Consider the following 18113-nt stretch of genomic DNA (forward strand, 5'->3'; position numbering starts at 1 on the left):
CTCAAATGGATAATTTTCATTCATTCAATTCCATTGTGGAATACATATGGATCTGACCCAGCTCGCTGCATTTGTCGCCGTGGCCGACAGCAGCAGCTTCTCGACCGCTGCGACCCGCCTGCATCTGACCCAGCCGGCCGTGAGCAAGCGCATTGCCCAGCTGGAGGCGACGTTGGAGGCACCGCTGTTCGACCGGGCCGGCCGGCAAGTGCTGCTGACCGAAGCCGGCACCCTGCTGCTGCCGCGCGCGCGCGCCTTGCTGGCGGACGCGGAGTCCGCGCGACACGCCCTGCGCGACCTGCGCGGCGAGACCGGCGGCACCCTGCACCTGGTCAGCAGCCACCATATCGGCCTGCACCGGCTGCCGCCGCTGCTGCGCACGTTTGCGTCGCGCTATCCGCAGGTGACGCTGGCGCTTCGCTTCATGGATTCCGAGCAGGCCGTGCAACACGTGCTGCACGGCCAGGCCGAACTTGCGTTGACCACGCTGGGGGCTGCGACGCCACCGCTGCAGGCAACCAAGGTCTGGGACGATCCCTTGTGCTTCGTCGCCGCATCCACGCATCCGCTGGCGCAGCGCAAGCAGCTCGGCTGGGCCGATCTGGCCGCGCATCCCGCGGTCCTGCCTGAGCCGCAGACGTACACCCACGGCATCGTGGCCGATGCCTTCGCGCGCCGCGACTTGCCGCTGCAGCTACGGATGACCACCAACTACATGGAAACCCTGAAGATGCTGGCGGCGGTGGGGTTGGCCTGGAGCGTGCTGCCGCGCACCATGCTGGATGCGCAGCTGCAGGTGCTGCCGGTGCCGGGCGCCGCCCTGTCGCGCACGCTGGGCCATGTGACCCACGACAGGCGCACGCTCTCGCGCGCCGCACTGGCGTTCGTGGCGCTGCTGCAAGAAGAGCCGGGCTGCGCTGGCCTGCGCTAGCTGCCCGCAACACGATTGCGGCCTTCGTGCTTGGCGCGCAGCAGGCGATCATCCGCAATCGCCAGCAGGGCGTGCGCCGGCTGCCCGGGCGTCAGTTCGGCCACGCCGGCGCTGAACGTGCAGCGCAGCACGGCGCCGCTCTGCAGCAGCAGTTGCTTGCTGCGGATGCGCTCCAGCAGCTCCTGCATCCGCCGCGTTGCGGTCTGCACCGCCAGCTCCTCCATGCACACCAGGAACTCCTCGCCGCCAAAGCGCGCTGCAAACAGGCCCCATTCGGCAACAAACCCGGCAAGGATTTCGCCAAATTCCTGCAGCACCGCATCACCCGCTGCGTGCCCGTGGGTGTCGTTGACCAGCTTGAACCGGTCGATATCCAGCAACGCCACGCTCAGCGGCCGCCCCTCGGCGTGCGCACGCGCCACGGCATCGGCAAGAAAGCGATCGCCGGCACGTCGATTCGGCAAGCCGGTCAGGGCATCGTGGGTGGCAAGGTGCTCAAGCCGATACCCCGCAATCTCCAACTGCTGGTTCTTCTGGCTGAGTTCTTCGGTGCGTTCGGCGATGACCTGGTTCAGCCGGCGCTGGCTGCGGCGATAGCGCGCGGTGCGCACCCAGCCTGCCAGGAAAATGCCGCCCAGCAGCAGCCCGCCGCCCAGCAGCTGCACCAGCGGCCGTTGCCACAGCGCCGGAATCACTTCGACCTGCAGGGATGCCGACCCGATGCCGCTGCCAGCCGTCCAATCCAGCGGCATCGGCATCGCCTGCACTTCCAGCCGGTAATTGCCGGGCGGAAGACGGGTATAGACCGCTTCAGTCGCGCTGCCCGCCGTCACCCAATCCTGGTCGTACCCATGCAGGCGATAGCGGTAGCGCAACTTGTCCGGCGCGCGGAAACTCATTCCGGCAAACCCGATGGCAAGCCGATTGGCCCCCGGTTGCAGCCGCAACACCGGCCTCAATCGCTGCGCCACGCCATCCACCATGATGTGCTCGAACGACACCGGTGGCCCGCCGGAGGACGTTGCGAGCGCGCTGCCAGGGTCGACCAGCGCCAGCCCCGCCGACGTGGGGAACAACAGCGTGCCGTCCATCGCACGCCAACCCGAAGGCATGCTGGCACCATTGCACTGGCTGCCTGGCATGCCGTCGCTTTTGTCCACCACGTGCACCGACAGCAGGCGACGGCGACCGGCATCCACCTCGTCCAACTCGCGCCGGGCGACGCGGAACACGCCCATGTTGCTGGACAACCACAGGCTGCCCGCGTGGTCGTCGATGATGCGGAACAGTTTGTCGCGCGGCAGCCCAAGTGCGTGGTCATAGACGCGGAAACGCCCGCCCTGCATCCGCAGCAAACCGCGGTCACTGGCGATCCACAGGTCGCCGTTTGGGTCGCGCAGGATATCGAACACGTACTGCGCGGGGATGTCCTTGTCCGGCCGCCAGTGACGCCACTTGCCCGCGGCATCCAGCGACAGCATGCCGTCATCGGTGCCCACCCACAGCACGCCCAGCGGCCCGCGATACAAGGCCTGCACCGTGGCCGCCGGCTGACCGGGCCCGCCCAGGTAGGACTGCAACCGGCCATTGCGATAGCGCACCAGCCCGTGGCTGCCACCGATCCAGAGGCTGCCGTCCGCCTCCGGCAACAGCGCGCGTACCAGCGGTGGATCGCCGCTGCCCACGCGGATGTGTTCCAGCACACGCCCCTGCCGATCCAGGCGGAACACGCCCAGGTCATAAGTGCCGACCCACAGCGAACCCTCGCGCCAGGCCAGCGCCAGCACCGAGGTGTCGTGCACGGCGTTGCCAGGGCCCAGGCGGACGCTGCGTATCTGTCCCTGCACCCAGTGGTTCAAACCATTGGTCTGCCCGATCCAGTAGCCGCCTTCGTCATCCTGCAACACGGCGCGCACGTAATCGCTGCCCAAACCGTCTTTCTGGGTCAGCCCGCTGGCCATGACATCGGCGACGCGATACAGGCCGTCGGTCGTGCCGGCCCATACCAGGTCTTCGCGATCCACCAGCAACGCCTTGCTCACCGCGCCGGACACCGGCATCAGCTGCTGCTGGCCATCCGGATCGCGCCGCAACAGCCCGCCGCTGGACAGGTTCATCCACAGCACGCCCTGCGCATCACGCGCCACCGCATCCACCCGTTTGCCGGGCAGGAGGTGTTCAACGCGGCCGTCGGCATGCCGCCAATGCACGCCATTGTCGCCCGCCACCAGCCAGCCGCCGGCACCATCGCGCCGCAGCTGGCGAACCGCTTCCGCTGGCACCCAGTCCTCGCCCCAGCGCTGCGCGTGGCCTTGCACGACGCGATGGATGCCTGCCTCACCCGCCACCAGCAGCGCGCCCTGCTCGTCCTGCACCAGGCTGGTGATGGCCGCTGCCGGCAGTCCCGCACTGGCGCCCACTTCCTGCAGCCGGTTATTGCCATCCAGCCGCAGCAGGCGGGGCCCGGACGCGATCCACAATGCGCCATCCCGCGTATCGCGCAACAGGGTCGTCACCGCCAGGTTGCGCGTGGCGTCGCCGCCCAGGCGCTGCCAGCCGCCCTGGTAAAACCGGAACACGCCATCCCGCGCGGTGCCGAACAACACGCCGCCGTCTGCGTCGGGAACGATGCTGAAGACCCCTGCCAGCTCCGCGCCGGGCGTGTTCTGGCGATCAAACAGGGTGAAGCTGCGCCCATTGAAGCGAACCACGCCCTCCCAGGTGCCGGCCCACAGAAAACCGGCGCGATCCTGCGCCACCGCATGCACCAGCGGATGCGGCAAGCCTTCTGCCATGCCCCAGCCGTTGACCGTGTAGTGGCGTTGACCGGGGCCGGCCAGCGCCAACGGCATTGCCAACAACAGGCCCAGCAGTGCAAGCAACAGGCGGGCGCCAGCGCGCAAGAAACCGCGCTTCGCCATCGTCCCGCTGCGCTCGGTTCGTCCGCTTGGCAAGCACGCCCCCCTGTCGGCCTGGCCAGGCGATCATGCGCCTGGCTCCAGGATCAATCTATCACCCTTGCAGCGCCGGCCGCGGCGCTTTCCGGATCAAGGCGTCGCTTCGTCGGGACGCACCCGGAACCACGCCGCGTACAGCGCCGGCAGGAAGAACAGGGTGAGCAGGGTCGCCACGGTCAGGCCGCCCATGATCGCCACCGCCATCGAGCCGTAGAAGGCGCTGCGCGACAGCGGGATCATCGCCAGGATCGCCGCCAGCGCGGTCAGCACGATCGGCCGGAAACGACGCACGGTCGCGTCGATGATCGCGTGCCAGCGGTCGTGGCCGGCATCGATGTCCTGCTGGATCTGGTCCACCAGAATGACCGAGTTGCGCATGATCATGCCGGCCAGCGCAATCGTGCCCAGCATCGCCACGAACCCGAACGGCACCCGGAACAGCAGCAGCGCCAGCACCACGCCGATCAACCCCAGCGGCGCGGTCAGCAGCACCAGTGCGGTACGCGGGAAGCTGCGCAACTGCAGCATCAACAGCGCCGTCACCACCAGCACGAACAGCGGCAGGCCGGCCTTGATCGAGTTCTGCCCGCGCGCGGAATCTTCCACGGTGCCGCCGGTTTCCAGCAGATAGCCCTCCGGCAACGCCGCGCGGACGCCTGCCAGCGTGGGCAGGATCTGCGCCACCACGGTGGGCGGGGTCAGCGCGTCGCTGTTGAGGTCAGCGCGCACGGTGACCGTGGGCAGGCGATTGCGGTGCCAGATGATGCCGTCCTCGAAGCCGTATTCCAGCGTCGCGATCTGCGCCAGCGGCACGCTGCCAGCGGCCGTGGGCACCGCCAGGCTGCCCAGCAGGTCGGGATGCACGCGTTCTTCCTGCGTGCCGCGCAGGAGAATTTCGATCAGCTCGTTGTCTTCGCGATAGGTACTGACCGACAGCCCCGACAGCGAACCCGACAGGAAATGCGCCAGTTGCGCGCTGCTCACGCCCAGCGCGCGCGCGCGATCCTGGTCGATGCGCAGGCGCACCACCTTGCTCGGCTCGCTCCAGTCCAGGTTCACGTTGGCCACGTTCGGGTTGGCGCGCACCCTGTCCGCCACCCGGCGTGCAAGCGCCTGTACCTGGCCGATGTCCTCGCCAGACACGCGGAACTGCAACGGATAGCCGACCGGCGGGCCGTTTTCCAGACGCGTCACCCGCAACTGCAGCTGCGGGAACTGCGGCGCCACTTGCTCGATCAGCCACTTGCGGGTGTCCTCGCGCGCGCTCAGGTCCTTCGCCAGCACCACGAACTGGCTGAAGTTGGCGGCCGGCAGCTGCTGGTCCAGCGGCAGATAGAAGCGCGGCGAACCGGTGCCCACATACGCCACGTAATTGGCGATGCCCGCACGCGACTTCAGCAGCGCTTCCAGCCTGCGCGCCTGCGCATCGGTGGCGCGCAGCGAGCTGCCTTCGGCCAGCTCCAGGTCCACCATGAGCTCGGGCCGCACCGAATCCGGGAAGAACTGCTGCGGCACGAAGCGGAACAGCGCCAGCGACGCCACGAATGCCAGCCCGGTGATGCCGATCACCAGCCAGCGATGCCGCAGGCAAGCCTCCAGCCAACCACGCAGGCGCAGGTAAAACCTGCTGGCATACGGATCGTGTGCGGCGGCGGCGGGCGTTGCCTGCGCGTGTGGCGCGGGCAGCATGCGATCGCCCAGCCAGGGAATGAACAGCACTGCCGCCACCCACGACACGCACAGCGCGATCGCCACCACCTGGAACAGCGAGCGCGTGTATTCGCCTGTGCTGGACGCGGCGGTGGCGATCGGCAGGAAGCCGGCCGCAGTCACCAGCGTGCCGGTCAGCATCGGGAACGCTGTGGATTCCCAGGCGAAGCTGGCCGCCTTCAGCCGCGAGAAGCCCTGCTCCATCTTGATCGCCATCATCTCCACCGCGATGATCGCGTCGTCCACCAGCAGGCCCAATGCCAGCACCAGCGCGCCCAGCGAAATCTTGTGCAGGCCGATGTCGAACACGTGCATGGCGGCGAAGGTCATCGCCAGCACCAGCGGGATGCTGACCGCCACCACCATGCCGGTGCGCAGGCCCAGCGAGAAGAAGCTGACCAGCAGCACGATCACCACCGCTTCGCCCAGCACCTGCACGAACTCGCCCACCGCTTCATGCACGGCTTGCGGCTGGTCGGACACTTTGCGCAGCTGCATTCCCACCGGCAACGTGGTCTGCAAGCGCTCGAACGTGTCCTCAAGCGCCTTGCCCAGGCGAATGATGTCGCCGCCGTCGCGCATCGCCACGGTGATGCCGATCGCATCCTGGCCCATGAAGCGCATTTTCGGCGCGGCCGGGTCGGCAAACCCGCGCATCACCTTCGCGATATCGCCCAGGCGCACGGTGCGCCCGCCGGCGCGGATCGGAAACGCACGGATTTGATCCACCGAATCAAACTGCCCGTCCACGCGCAGGCGGATGCGGTCGCTGCCGGTTTCGAAAAACCCGGCCGGGGTCATCGCATTCTGCTCGTCCAGCGCCTGCTTCACCGTCGCCAGCGGGATGCCCAGCGTGGCCAGCTTGGTATTGGACAGCTCGATCCAGATCTTCTCGTCCTGCAAGCCCACCAGCTCGACCTTGCCCACATCCGGCACCCGCTGCAGCTCCAGCTGGATGCGGTCGGCGTAGTCCTTCATCAGCGCATAGTCGAAACCCGGCGCGGTGAGCGCATAGATGTTGCCGTAGGTATCGCCGAACTCGTCATTGAAAAACGGCCCGACCACTTCGGCCGGCAGCGTGGCGCGAATGTCGCCGACCTTCTTGCGCACCTGGTACCAGAGCGCCGGCACGTCCTTCGAGGCCATCGCGTCGCGCGCCATGAAGATCACCTGCGACTCGCCCGGCCGCGAGTACGAGCGGATGAACTCGTATTTGCCGGTGCTCATCAGCGCCTTTTCGATGCGCTCGGTGACCTGCTTGGACACTTGTTCCGCAGTCGCGCCCGGCCACAGCGTGCGCACCACCATCGCCTTGAAGGTGAACGGAGGATCTTCCGACTGGCCCAGCTGGCGATACGACCACGCACCGGTCAGCGCCAGCACGATCATCATGAACAACACCAGCGCGCGATTGCGCAGCGCCCATTCCGACAGGTTGAAGCGGCCCATGCTCAGCGCGCCTGCACGACGACGGGACGATTGCGCCGGTCCACTGGCGCGACTTTTTCACCTTCACGCAGCAGGTGGCCGCCGCCTGCCACCACCCACTCACCCGCCTTGACGCCCGCCAGCAGCGGCACGCTGTCTTCGGCGTAACCGCCCAATCGCACCGCGCGCGAATGCGCCACGTTGCCGGCATCCACCACCCATACCGCAGCGCCCGCTGCGCCGCGCTGCACCGCCGCCAGCGGCAGGCGCAGGCCGGCACCCGCTGCGGGACCGGCAATGAACACGCGCGCACTCGAACCCAGCGCCACCTGCGCCGCAGCATCGCCTTGCAGCGCCACTCGCGCGGCATAGGTCCGGGTCTGCGGATCGGCGGTGGCGGCGATTTCACGGAGCGTCCCTGGCAGGTGCCGCCCAGGCGCATTCCACAATTCGACGATGGCCGCTTGCCCGGTATGGAAATCGCGGATGCGCGCCTCGGGAAGATCAATCGCCACTTCACGATCACCGCCGGCCGCCAGTACGAACACCGGCTGCCCGGCGGCCACCACCTGCCCGGCTTCGGCCTGACGACTGGCAATCACGCCATCACGCGGCGCGCTCAGGCTGCTGTAGCTGGACTGGTTGCGCGCCAGTTCGTATTGCGCGCGGGCGGCACGGTAGGCGGCCTGCTGGGCATCGAATGCCGACTGACTGACCATGTTTTGCGCCAGCAGCTTGCGGTAACGCGCCAGATCGCCGCCAAGCCGCTCCATCTCCGCCTGCGCGGCGCTGGCCTGCAGCCGCGAATCGCCGGGGTCGAGTTCGGCCAGCACTTGCCCTTGCTTGACCTGCGTACCGGCATCCACCAGCCGCTTGACCAGATTGCCGCCCACCCGAAACGCCAACGGACTCTCCTGGCGCGCATGCACTTCGCCGGCAAAGGCATCACCCGCCATGCCCGGCGTGGCACCCGGCTGCACCACCAGCACCGTGCGCAGCGCCTGCGGCGCCGGCCGCTCATCGCCGCATGCCGCCATTACCAGCGCCAGCGTGGTCATTGCCGCCAGACGCAGCGCCAGCGTCGTGTTCCACCACCGTCCACCGTGTTGCATGCTCGCTCCGCTGGTCGCGCCATAATTGAACTGGCCGGTATGGTATAATTACGAAACTTCGCAGTCCAGTATCAAGGCATGAGCCGAAGCATCGCCCCCAGCAAGCCCGCCAGCCCCGGCCGCCCGAAGGACCCCGCCAAGCGCGTGGCTGTCCTGGAAGCGGCCAAGCGCATGTTCATCCAGCACGGCTTCGACGGGGTGAGCATGGACCAGATCGCCGCGGAGGCGGGCGTCTCCAAGCTCACTGTCTATAGCCACTTCGGCGACAAGGACAGTCTGTTCACCGAAGCCGTGCGCGCCCACTGCGAGCAGGGCATGCCCACGCAGCTGTTCGAGCCCACCCCGGACACGCCGCTGCGGCAGCGCCTGACCGTCATCGCGAACGCCTTCCTGGCGATGGTCCTGTCGCCCGAGGCCATCGCCGGGCACCGCGTGCTGTGCTCGCCACAGGTCGCCGGCAGCCAGTTGCCGACGATGATCTGGGAAGCCGGCCCGGCGCGGGTCAATGCCGCATTCAGCGCCCTGCTGGAACGCCGGATCGCCGCCGGTGAGCTGGCGATCGACGACCCGCAGCGCGCCGCCGGCCACTTCTTCACCCTGCTCAAAGGCGATCTGCACGCGCGCGCAGTCATGGGCAGCTGCTGCGGCGGCGCCAGCACCTGCGGGGACAGCATCGACCAGCACATCGCAAGCGTGATCGACCTGTTTCTTCGCGCCTATGCAATACCCTGAACGAACGCTTTCCAGCGCCGGGCAGCCGATGACTTCCGGCACTGCGTGCTGGTGTGTTGGTACGCCCACACTGCCCGCCAGATCGAACCCTGCCGGCACTACAATGCACGGTTCCCCGCAACGGATTTTTCACGCATGAGCATCAACTTCGCCCGCGCCCGCGAAACCATGGTGGAACAGCAAGTACGCCCTTGGGACGTGCTCGATGTCCGCGTGCTGGACATCCTGGCCCGGCTGCCGCGCGAGGCGTTCGTGGCCGACGCGCTGCGCGGTCTGGCCTATGCCGACACCGAACTCCCGCTGGGCCACGGCGAAGTGATGATGAAGCCGGTCATGGAAGGCCGCGCCCTGCAGGCACTGCTGCCCGCCGCCCACGAAAGCGTGCTGGAGATCGGCACCGGCAGCGCCTACCTGACCGCGTGCCTGGCGCAGCTGGCGCGTGAAGTGGTCAGCATCGAACGCCATGCCGATCTGGCCGAAGCCACACAGGGCCGGCTGGCCGTGCAGGGCATCGGCAACGCGCAGGTGCGCACCGCCGACGCACTCGCATGGAATCCCGGCCGCACGTTTGACGTGATTTGTGTCACTGGCGCAGTGGATGCCATCCCGGCACGCTTCGTGGAGTGGCTGACGCCGAACGGCCGCATGTTCGCAGTGCGCGGCCGCGCGCCGGCGATGGAGGCGGTGCTGGTGCACCGCACTGTCAACGGCAGCCGCGTCGAATCGTTGTTCGAAACCGACCTTCCCTATTTGGTCGGCGCCGAGCCGGCGCCCACCTTCACTCTGTAAGCCGCCAAGGATCCTCCCCATGCTGCGTCGCCCGCTTGCCCTCGCCCTCGCCCTCGCCCTGCTGCCGGTCGCCGCCCAGGCAGACGATCTGCTCCAGAGCTACCAGAACGCGCGCAGCAGCGACCCGCAGTACGCGGCGGCGGAAGCCAACCGCGCCGGCGCTGCAGAGCGCCCGGTGCAGGCGCGCGCCAACCTGTTGCCCAACATCGGCGGCTCGGTGGGCAGCACCCGGGTTGACCACGGCGCGGGCGCCTCGCGCACCGGCACCTGGGGCGTCAGCCTGCAGCAGTCGCTGTTCAATTTCGGCAACTACACCGCACTGCAAGGCGCCAAGGCACAGGATCGCGCGGGCGGCTACACCCTGGAGGCTGCCGGCCAGAATTTGATCACCCGCACCTCCGCCGCCTACTTCAACGTGCTGGTGCAGCTGGAAACGCTGGCCGCCGCCGAGGCCGCGGAGACCGCGCTGAAAAAGCAATTCGACTTCGCCAGCAAGCGCCTGGAAGTGGGCCTGGCTCCGATCACCGACGTGTACGAAGCGCGCGCCCAGTACGACGGCACGCGCGCCAACACGCTGCTGGCCCGCAATGCCTTGCAGGATGCCTATCAGGCGCTGGTGGAAATCACCAATGCCCCGGTGGCCAACCTCAAGGGCCTGCCCGACGACTTCAAGCCGGCGCTGCCGGCCGAACAGGGCGTGGATGCATGGGTGGCCAATGCGCTGGCCAGCAATCCGTCGCTGAAGGCGCAGCAAGCCAGTCTCGAGGCTGCCGAGGCGGGCGTGTCCACCGCGCGCGCCGGCCACTACCCCACGCTGGGGCTGCAGGCCTCGTACGGCAAGGCGATTCCGGGATTGTTCGACCCGGCGTTCGTCGGCGCCAACAAGGCCAGCACCAGCGTCGGCCTGACCGTCAACATCCCGATTTTCTCGGGCTTTGCAACCCAATCCGGCGTGCGCAGCGCCCTGGCCCAGCGCGACAGCGCCGCCGACCTGGCGGAGCAGACCAAGCGCTCGATCGAACGCAGTACCCGCAGCGCCTATCAGGCGGTGGTCGCCGGCATCAGCGAAGTGGAAGCGCGCCGGTTGGCGCTGGTGTCGGCGCAAAGTGCCTACGACGCCTCGCAGGTCGGACTGGAAGTCGGCACGCGCACCGTGCTCGACGTGCTGAACAACCAGCGCACCCTGTTTGCCGCGCAGCAGGCGTTCGCGCAGGCCAAGTACAACTTCCTGCAGAGCCGGTTGCTGCTGGAGCAGGCTGCCGGGTCGCTGGACGTGTCCGACGTGGAAGACATCAACCGCCTGCTGACCGCCGACAAGCCGCTGGGCAAGGAATTGGCCGCGCGCTGAGCCGGCCCAGGCGCGGCAGGCCGTGCGCCTGCCCGCCTAGCGGAATGGTGGTGCAGCTGGCAGCAGCGGCGCCACCAGATCCAGCGTGCGCGCCAGCGCACCGCGCCCCTCTTCCAGCAGCCGGGCCGCATTGGCGGTCATCGCGTGGCGCCCGGCCGGATCATCGAACAGCCCGCGCAGCGCTGCCGCCAGCGTCGATGCATCCACAACCACCTGCATTGCATTCGCCTCGCGCAGGCGGCGCGCAATGTCGGCGAAATTGTGCAGCTGCGGGCCACTGAGAATGGCGGTGCCCGTCGCGGCCGGCTCCAGCAGGTTATGCCCGCCCACCGGCTGCCAGCTGCCGCCGACGAACGCCACCTGCGCGCAGGCATAAAACCGCAGCAGCTCGCCCAGGGTATCGATCACGAATACGCCGGTATCGCGTTGTGGCCAGACCTGTTCACTGCGGGTGGCAACGGCGAACCCCGCTTCGCGCGCACGCTCGGCCACCGCCCGGAATCGTTCGGGATGGCGCGGCGCCCACAGCAGCAGGGCCTGCGGGTGGCTGTCACGCAGCACGCGATGCGCCTCCAGCACGCCCGCTTCCTCGTCCTCGTGGGTGCTGGCCGCAATCCAGATCGGCCGGGACACGCCCAATGCCGCGTGGAAATCATGGACGAACCCGGCGCTGACCACCGGCGCCATGTCGAACTTCAGGTTGCCGGTGACCTGCACGCAATCGGCACGCGCGCCCAGCTTCTCGAAGCGGCGGGCATCCTCCTTCGACTGCGCCGCCACCAGATGCACGCTGGCCAGCGCGCGACGGATCAACGGTGCCAGCACCCGGTAGCCGCGCAGCGAGCGAGCCGACAGGCGCGCGTTGAGGATGAAGCTGGGGATCTGCCGGTCGCGGCAGCCGAACAGCAGGTTCGGCCACAGCTCGGTTTCCACGATCAACGCCAGCGCCGGCCGGAACTGATCCAGGAAGCGTGCCACCGCACCCGGCAAGTCGTAAGGCAGGTACACGTGGGTCACCGCATCGCCCCACAGTGCAAGCACGCGATCGGAGCCGGTCGGGGTAATCGTGGTCACCACCAGCCGCAGGTCGGGGCGCAGGCGGCGCAGCGCATCCACCAGCGGGGCGGCCGCGTTGACCTCGCCCACCGACACCGCATGCAGCCACAGCGGCGCCGGGCCGCCGGCGGAGAAATATGCGGCATAGCGCTCGTCCCAGCGCTGGAAATAGGCGCGCTGGCGAAAGCCGCGCCAGATCAGGTGATACAGCGTGATCGGCACAAGCAGATACAACGTGGCCGAATACAGGCCCCGCAACACGCGTTCGGTGAGATCGGCCCGCATCCGTACAGGATAGCGAAGCCGGCGCGGTCGGTAGAATCCCCCGCATGACATCGACACCACCGTCCCGGCCCTCGCTTGCCCCGAAACACTGGCCCGCCTGGCTGGGCGTGGGCCTGTGCATGGCGCTGGCGCGCCTGCCGTGGCGCGCGCAGCGCTGGCTGGGCGCGGGCGTGGGCTGGCTGGCCCTGCGCCTGCTGAAGGATCGCCGCGAGGCCGCCCGCAGCAATCTTGCGCTGTGCCTGCCGGCGCTGGACGCTGCGCAACGCGAGCGCCTGCTCCACGCCAATTTCCGCGACGTCGGCATCGGCCTGTTTGAATTCGCCCGCGCCTGGTGGGGCGATGCCGCTCCCATGCGGCGCAGCGCGCACATCGAGGGGCTGGAGATCCTGCAACAGCTGCAGGCCGAGGGCCGCGGCATCCTGCTGGTGTCCGGCCACTTCATGACCCTGGAAATGTGCGGGCGCCTGCTGTGCGACCACGTGCCGCTGGCCGGCATGTATCGCCGTCACCGCAGCCCGGTGATGGAATGGGCGGTGCTGCGCGGGCGCCTGCGCTACGCGTGTGCGATGTTCGGCAACAGCGACACCCGTGCGGCGATCCGCCACCTCAAGCACGGCGGGGTGCTGTGGTACGCGCCGGACCAGGACATGCGCGGCAAGGACACCGTGTTTGCACCGTTCTTCGGCATTCCGGCGGCCACCATCACCGCGACCCATCAATTCGCACGCCTCACCGGCTGCGCCGTGGTGCCGTTCTTTCATCGGCGCGAAGGCGGGCGTTATACCCTGCGCGTGGGCCAGCCACTGGCGCCGTTCCCGACCGAGGATGCCGTCATCGACAGCGCGCGGGTGAATGCCGCCATCGAGGCGATGGTGCGCGAAGCACCCAGCCAATATCTGTGGCTGCATCGACGCTTCAAGCGCCAACCGGACGGCAGCCCACCGCGCTACCGCTGATCCACCCGTCCCCACAGGCTGCCCGCGTAAAGCCCGGCCAGCAGCAGCAGCACGCTGCCCCAGAAGGTGGAATACGCGGCCAAATGGGTATTGAAGGGAAACACGCTGACCGCCAGCGCCAGCATGGCGGGACGCGCGCGCGCGCGCGCCTGATCGTCGGCAAAACGCCACGCCCGCCAAGCCAGCGCGGCCCCGGCCAGCCACAGCAGCAGCCCGATCAAACCGGTTTCAGACAACACTTCCAACACGATCTGGTGCGCGTGCAGCGCAACGCCCGCGCCCCAAGCCGCTGCCACGCCGGGTTGTGGATCGCAGGCCGGGAAGGCGTCGCGGAAACCGCGCACGCCCACTCCGTTGATCGGGTGCGCGCGTGCCATGCACACCGCCGCAGACCAGATCCGGCTGCGGCCCGACAGCGCCATATCCACGCCGGAGGGGGCGGTGGACACGAGCTGGGCGGTGCGCTGCATGCGCCCCTGCACCTGCGGCGAGACCACGCCCGCAATCGCCAGCGCCAGCGCGCCGGCCGCGAACAGCAGCAGCAGCCTGCGCCAGCCCAACGCACGCCAGCCGCTGCACAGCAACACCAACGCATAGGTCAGCCACGACGCGCGCGACCCGGCAAGCAACACGACCAGTCCGATGGCACTCGCCGCCAGCACCCAGCCAATGCGCCCCAGCCGCTGCCAGGCAGCTTCCAGCGCAAACGGCGACAGGCTGGCCAACACGATCCCCAGCTTGAGGTTGCACGGCCCCAGCACGCCGGCCAGGCGATCGGCCGCCGCCACCTGCGCCGCACTGCACATGCCATGCCCGCTGATTGCCTGCTTGCCGTGGTCGATCAGCCAGAACAGCGGGCTGGTTCCCAATGCCGCCTCGATGAGCGCATCCAGCGTCCACACGCCGACGATCAGCGCCAGCCCGCCAAACACCCTGCGCCGGCCGACATCGTTGGCCACCGCCACCGCCACCAGCCACAAGAACGGCAGATAACGCAGGTCGATCAGGACTTCACGCACCGCGCGCAGCGCATCCACCGCATCCACGGCGGACGCGGCCTCCGCCAGCCAATAGGAGGAAAACAGCACGCTGCACAGCGCCCACGCCGGCATCGCAAGCAGCGCCGTGCCACCACGAAAACGCAACGCCAGCAGCCGCAGCAGGCCGGCCAGGGCGCCCAGCACCAGCACCACTTCGGCCACCCCGTGCAGCGGCCACAGCGCCACCACCAGCAGCACCCACGCGGGCGCCCAGCGCAGAACCGGCGGCGCGGTCGCGGTGGTTGCACTCATGCGTCCATCACCGCCAGGTACACCGCCAAGGTTGCCTCCTGCATCGCGCACAAAGAATCGCCCATCGTAGCCGGCAACGCCGGGGGGCGGACCAGCAGTTCCTCGGCGCGCAGCGCCAGCGCAGCGGCATCGAATGGCTCCACCGCACCCTCCGGCTGCAGCGCGCGCAGCAGCTCGCCCACGCCACCGTGCTCCCAGCCCAGCAGCGGCCGCCCCACCGACAGCGCTTCCAGCACCGTGCGCCCGAACGCCTCCGGCTTGCGCGACAGTTGCAGGACCAGGTCGCAGGCCGCATAGGCCACCGGCATGGCCTGCGTTGGCGGGGTCATCGCCAGTGCTTCGCCCACCCCGGCCGTCGTGGCGCGCCGTGCAAGTTCTGCCAGATAGCGCTCGCGACCCGCCTGCACCGCACCCGGCATCCACAAGCGCGCATCACCGCCCTGCGCGCGCAGCGTGGCCAGCAAGTCGATGGCATCGGCATGTCCTTTCAGGCGCGTGCCGCGCCCCGGCAGCAGCAGTAGCGGGCCGTCTCCACCCAGCTGCGGGTGCCGCGCCGCGACCTGCGAACGCGCCGCGCGACCTGGCGACGGGGCGCGCGGAAACGCGTCGGGGTCGATGCCGCGCGGGATCACCGTCAAGCGCCCCGCAGCGCCATTCGGATAGTGGCGCAGAAGATGCTCGCGAACCGTATTCGACACGCAGATGACGCGCTCGCCACGGGTCATGATCGCGCTGTAGCGAGAGGGCGAGTTCAGGCCGTGCACGGTGGTGACGAAATGCGGGCGGGCATGGACGGGCATCCCGCGCAGCGCCAGCCACGCCAGCCATGCCGGAAGGCGCGAGCGGGCGTGCACGATATCGACTTTGGCAAACAGCCTGCGCAACGCCGGGACATGACGCAGCGCAAGCGGCGATTTGCGGCCAACGGCCAACGTGACGTGCCCGGCACCCAGCGCCTGCAGCTCCGGCAGCAGGCGCCCACCGGCCGAGACCACGATGGCGCGATGACCGGCGCGCAGCAGCGCCTGGGCGATTTCCAGCGTGGAACGCTCAACACCACCGGCGTCCAGCGCCGGCAGCAGCTGCACCACGGTCAGGCGGCGCATCGGCTGCGCCAGGCAATCAGTCAATCAGGACGTAAATGGCGCCGCAGTATGGGCACTGGCTTTCGCCGCCGTCTTCCACGATCGACAGATACACGCGCGGATGCTCATCCCACACCGCCATTGACGGCAGCGGGCAACTCAGCGGCAGATCGGCGCGACGCACCTCATGCCGTTGCGGGGCTTTGGAGGACGCGGTAGCGGTGCGGGCTGGCTCGGCCATGTTGAACTTACGCAGTTGCGGGAACGCGGCCAGTTTAACGCGCATCCGTCATTTCCGCTTTCGCGGGAACGACGCGCAGGCCCGCTGCCGCAACTACGCGGGCAATTCGAACAGCAGCACGTCACTGGTGTCCGCGAGGCCACGCAGCGCAAGTTCGCCAGCCTCCTCGACGAAGCCCAGCGCAGCGCCGGCACCCAGTACCCGATCGCCCAGCGCGATCTCGCCGGTGGCCACATGCAGCCAGTACCGGCGCGCGGGGTCAAGGCTGGCCTGCACTGCGTCGCCTGCCAGCAGGCGCGTGGCCGACAGCGTCGCCTGCTGGCGAATGGCGATGGAGCCGTCCACTCCCTGCGGCGACGCCAGCGTGACCCAGCGGCCACGCCGCGCATCCGGGTCGAAATGCCTCTGGTCGTAGGCGGGCGCGTGGTTGAGCCGATCCGGCTGGATCCAGATTTGCAGGAAGTGCACCGGCTCGGCATCCGACCCGTTGTATTCGCTGTGCTCGATGCCATGCCCGGCGCTCATCCACTGCACGTCACCCACGCGGATCACGCCGGCATGGCCGGCGCTGTCCTTGTGCGCCAGCGCGCCCTGCAACACCACGCTGATGATCTCCATGTTGGCGTGGCGATGCGGGGCGAACCCGCCGCCGGGCGCCACGGTGTCGTCATTGATGACGCGCAGGACGCCGAAACCCATCCACTCGGGGTCGTAATAGTGACCAAAGGAAAACGTGTGCCAGCTGTGCAGCCAGTCCAGCGTCGCATCGCCGCGTGCGGCGGCGGGGCGTTCGACGATCATCGCTTACTCCTCGGTGACGGCAGGCGCTGCCGCGTTGACCAGGGCGCCTTCGGTGGTGATGCGCAACTGCACCTCGTCGCTGACGCCCGGCGCGAACGCGCCCATGCCGAAATCGCTGCGCTTCAGCATTGCGCTGGCGGAGAAGCCGATCGCCTGCTGCTTGAGCATCGGGTGTTCGCCGGCACCATTCAGCGTCACCGCCAATGCCACCGGCTTGGTGATGCCCTTGATGGTCAGGTCACCGGTCACGCGTAACCGGTTGACGCCGTCCGCCTGCACCGAGGTGCTCTTGAATCCGGCCTGCGGATAACGGACCACGTCGAAGAAATCGGCTTTCCGCAAATGCTCGTCCAGCGCCGGCACGAAGGTATCGATGGCGGCAACCGGGATCGTCACCTCCACGCGCGAGTTGCCAACGTCGGCGGCGTCATACACCAGCGTGCCCGCACTGATGGCGAACGCCGCGCTGGGCTGCGAGAAACCGAAGTGGCTCCACTGCACCAACACGTTGGTGTGGGTCGGGTCGAGCGCATAGGTTCCGGACCGGGCCTGGATCGCCGGCGCAGCGTGAACCGCGGGCGCAGGGGCGGATGCAACAGCCGACGCTGCCGTGGCGGCGGGCGCGGCCGGCCCGCTGCAGGCGGCAACCGCGGCAGCGATGGCCAGCGGCAGCAACAGGGTGCGAATCGTGATCATGGGCGAAGCTCCGATTAAACCGACAGGGCGATGGCGTGGCAATCACGCACGTCATTCGATGCGGCAGGCTTCGTCGAAGCTCAGTCGCGGCGAACGCGGGAAGATGCTGGCCGGATCGCCGTGCCCAAGATTGACCAGGATGTTGGAGCGGATCGGCGTGCCGGCGAAGAACGCCTCATCCACCTTGGCGTTGTCGAAGCCGGTCATCGGCCCGCAGTCCAGGCCCAGCGAACGCGCCGCCAGGATCAGGTAGGCGGTCTGCAACGCGCTGCTGCGCATCGCCACCCAGGCCAGGTTGGCCTCGTCGCGGTGCTCGAACCACGGCTTGGCGTCGGTGTGCGGGAACAGCACCGGCAGCTTGTCGAAGAAGCGCATGTCGTAGCCGACGATGGCCACCACCGGCGCTTCCATCGTCTTCTTGTAATTGCCCTCGCTCAGCGCCGGGCCGAGCTTGGCCTTGGCCTCGTCCGACTTCACGAACACGATGCGCGCCGGCGTCGTGTTGGCCTCGGTGGGGCCGAACTTCAGCAGGTCGTAGAGCTTGCGCAGGGTCTCGTCGGTCACCTCGCCGGTGAAGGCGTTGTAGGTGCGAGCGGTGCGAAACAACTGGTCAAGCGCGGTATCGGTCAGCAACTGGGTCATGGGATTCTCGAGTATCGTGTGGAGGCGATGGCGCACAGTGTATAGTTCCACC

At 68.4% G+C, this 18113-nt stretch carries 15 protein-coding genes; 5 read left to right on the forward strand and 10 right to left on the reverse strand.

The window, feature by feature from the left end:
• The first annotated feature begins 46 nt into the window (after positions 1-46).
• Positions 47-931, forward strand: a complete 885-nt coding sequence (locus LIW09_RS10920) for a LysR family transcriptional regulator (protein ID WP_256645648.1) — start codon at positions 47-49, stop codon at positions 929-931.
• On the opposite strand, the gene LIW09_RS10925 is transcribed toward LIW09_RS10920, so the two are convergent.
• The 3 genes from LIW09_RS10925 to LIW09_RS10935 all read right to left on the reverse strand — a co-directional run bounded on the left by LIW09_RS10925 (position 928) and on the right by LIW09_RS10935 (position 8084).
• Entirely contained in the window at positions 928-3852 is a 2925-nt protein-coding gene (locus LIW09_RS10925) for a ligand-binding sensor domain-containing diguanylate cyclase (RefSeq protein WP_256645649.1), read from the reverse strand. The genes LIW09_RS10920 and LIW09_RS10925 overlap by 4 nt on opposite strands.
• 126 nt (positions 3853-3978) lie before the next feature.
• Positions 3979-7047 carry an efflux RND transporter permease subunit gene (locus LIW09_RS10930; protein WP_256645650.1) on the reverse strand — a complete coding sequence of 1023 codons (3069 nt, stop codon included), beginning with the start codon at positions 7045-7047 and terminating at the stop codon, positions 3979-3981.
• A 2-nt stretch (positions 7048-7049) separates the two neighbouring features.
• Positions 7050-8084 carry an efflux RND transporter periplasmic adaptor subunit gene (locus LIW09_RS10935; protein WP_256647226.1) on the reverse strand — a complete coding sequence of 345 codons (1035 nt, stop codon included), beginning with the start codon at positions 8082-8084 and terminating at the stop codon, positions 7050-7052.
• Positions 8085-8216: 132 nt separating this feature from the next.
• On the opposite strand from LIW09_RS10935, the gene LIW09_RS10940 reads away from it, so the two are divergent.
• The 3 genes from LIW09_RS10940 (at position 8217) to LIW09_RS10950 (ending at position 11007) form a co-directional block, all read left to right on the forward strand.
• Positions 8217-8870 carry a TetR/AcrR family transcriptional regulator gene (locus LIW09_RS10940; protein ID WP_256645651.1) on the forward strand — a complete coding sequence of 218 codons (654 nt, stop codon included), beginning with the start codon at positions 8217-8219 and terminating at the stop codon, positions 8868-8870.
• 135 nt (positions 8871-9005) lie between these two features.
• Positions 9006-9659 (forward strand): protein-L-isoaspartate O-methyltransferase family protein, encoded by a 654-nt coding sequence (locus LIW09_RS10945; protein WP_256645652.1) that lies wholly within the window; start codon positions 9006-9008, stop codon positions 9657-9659.
• 19 nt (positions 9660-9678) lie between these two features.
• Positions 9679-11007, forward strand: coding sequence for a TolC family outer membrane protein (locus LIW09_RS10950; protein WP_256645653.1), 1329 nt, complete (start codon positions 9679-9681; stop codon positions 11005-11007).
• 36 nt (positions 11008-11043) lie between these two features.
• Here LIW09_RS10950 and waaA read toward each other — a convergent pair whose 3' ends face one another.
• The gene (gene waaA, locus LIW09_RS10955) at positions 11044-12348 is read right to left on the reverse strand and encodes a lipid IV(A) 3-deoxy-D-manno-octulosonic acid transferase (protein WP_256645654.1); all 1305 of its coding nucleotides are present in this window, start codon (positions 12346-12348) and stop codon (positions 11044-11046) included.
• Between the two features lie 44 nt (positions 12349-12392).
• Between waaA and lpxL the strand changes: the two genes are divergently transcribed.
• Positions 12393-13304, forward strand: a complete 912-nt coding sequence (gene lpxL, locus LIW09_RS10960; RefSeq protein ID WP_256645655.1) for an LpxL/LpxP family Kdo(2)-lipid IV(A) lauroyl/palmitoleoyl acyltransferase — start codon at positions 12393-12395, stop codon at positions 13302-13304.
• Here lpxL and LIW09_RS10965 read toward each other — a convergent pair.
• The 6 genes from LIW09_RS10965 to LIW09_RS10990 form a co-directional block, all read right to left on the reverse strand.
• Positions 13295-14596 carry an O-antigen ligase family protein gene (locus LIW09_RS10965; protein ID WP_256645656.1) on the reverse strand — a complete coding sequence of 434 codons (1302 nt, stop codon included), beginning with the start codon at positions 14594-14596 and terminating at the stop codon, positions 13295-13297. The genes lpxL and LIW09_RS10965 overlap by 10 nt on opposite strands.
• A complete protein-coding gene (locus tag LIW09_RS10970) occupies positions 14593-15702 on the reverse strand; it encodes a glycosyltransferase (RefSeq protein WP_256645657.1) in 1110 nt (369 codons plus the stop codon). Before LIW09_RS10970 ends, LIW09_RS10965 begins: the two co-directional genes overlap by 4 nt.
• A 16-nt stretch (positions 15703-15718) precedes the next feature.
• Positions 15719-15922, reverse strand: coding sequence for a zinc-finger domain-containing protein (locus tag LIW09_RS10975; RefSeq protein ID WP_256647227.1), 204 nt, complete (start codon positions 15920-15922; stop codon positions 15719-15721).
• Between the two features lie 93 nt (positions 15923-16015).
• Entirely contained in the window at positions 16016-16723 is a 708-nt protein-coding gene (locus LIW09_RS10980) for a pirin family protein (protein ID WP_256645658.1), read from the reverse strand.
• 3 nt (positions 16724-16726) lie between these two features.
• On the reverse strand, positions 16727-17419 hold the full coding sequence (locus LIW09_RS10985; protein ID WP_256645659.1) for a YceI family protein: 693 nt from the start codon (positions 17417-17419) through the stop codon (positions 16727-16729).
• 51 nt (positions 17420-17470) lie between these two features.
• On the reverse strand, positions 17471-18061 hold the full coding sequence (locus LIW09_RS10990) for a malonic semialdehyde reductase (RefSeq protein WP_256645660.1): 591 nt from the start codon (positions 18059-18061) through the stop codon (positions 17471-17473).
• Positions 18062-18113 lie beyond the last annotated feature (52 nt).

Origin of the sequence: Thermomonas paludicola, assembly GCF_024498955.1 — a bacterium.
GTDB lineage: Bacteria > Pseudomonadota > Gammaproteobacteria > Xanthomonadales > Xanthomonadaceae > Thermomonas > Thermomonas paludicola.

Excerpts from the sequence above, each read along its gene's own strand:
- LIW09_RS10920 (WP_256645648.1), top strand. The coding sequence starts at position 47 with ATGGATCTGACCCAGCTCGCTGCATTTGTCGCCGTGGCCGACAGCAGC.
- LIW09_RS10925 (WP_256645649.1), bottom strand. The coding sequence starts at position 3,852 with ATGGCGAAGCGCGGTTTCTTGCGCGCTGGCGCCCGCCTGTTGCTTGCA.
- LIW09_RS10930 (WP_256645650.1), bottom strand. The coding sequence starts at position 7,047 with ATGGGCCGCTTCAACCTGTCGGAATGGGCGCTGCGCAATCGCGCGCTG.
- LIW09_RS10935 (WP_256647226.1), bottom strand. The coding sequence starts at position 8,084 with ATGACCACGCTGGCGCTGGTAATGGCGGCATGCGGCGATGAGCGGCCG.
- LIW09_RS10940 (WP_256645651.1), top strand. The coding sequence starts at position 8,217 with ATGAGCCGAAGCATCGCCCCCAGCAAGCCCGCCAGCCCCGGCCGCCCG.
- LIW09_RS10945 (WP_256645652.1), top strand. The coding sequence starts at position 9,006 with ATGAGCATCAACTTCGCCCGCGCCCGCGAAACCATGGTGGAACAGCAA.
- LIW09_RS10950 (WP_256645653.1), top strand. The coding sequence starts at position 9,679 with ATGCTGCGTCGCCCGCTTGCCCTCGCCCTCGCCCTCGCCCTGCTGCCG.
- waaA (WP_256645654.1), bottom strand. The coding sequence starts at position 12,348 with ATGCGGGCCGATCTCACCGAACGCGTGTTGCGGGGCCTGTATTCGGCC.
- lpxL (WP_256645655.1), top strand. The coding sequence starts at position 12,393 with ATGACATCGACACCACCGTCCCGGCCCTCGCTTGCCCCGAAACACTGG.
- LIW09_RS10965 (WP_256645656.1), bottom strand. The coding sequence starts at position 14,596 with ATGAGTGCAACCACCGCGACCGCGCCGCCGGTTCTGCGCTGGGCGCCC.
- LIW09_RS10970 (WP_256645657.1), bottom strand. The coding sequence starts at position 15,702 with ATGCGCCGCCTGACCGTGGTGCAGCTGCTGCCGGCGCTGGACGCCGGT.
- LIW09_RS10975 (WP_256647227.1), bottom strand. The coding sequence starts at position 15,922 with ATGGCCGAGCCAGCCCGCACCGCTACCGCGTCCTCCAAAGCCCCGCAA.
- LIW09_RS10980 (WP_256645658.1), bottom strand. The coding sequence starts at position 16,723 with ATGATCGTCGAACGCCCCGCCGCCGCACGCGGCGATGCGACGCTGGAC.
- LIW09_RS10985 (WP_256645659.1), bottom strand. The coding sequence starts at position 17,419 with ATGATCACGATTCGCACCCTGTTGCTGCCGCTGGCCATCGCTGCCGCG.
- LIW09_RS10990 (WP_256645660.1), bottom strand. The coding sequence starts at position 18,061 with ATGACCCAGTTGCTGACCGATACCGCGCTTGACCAGTTGTTTCGCACC.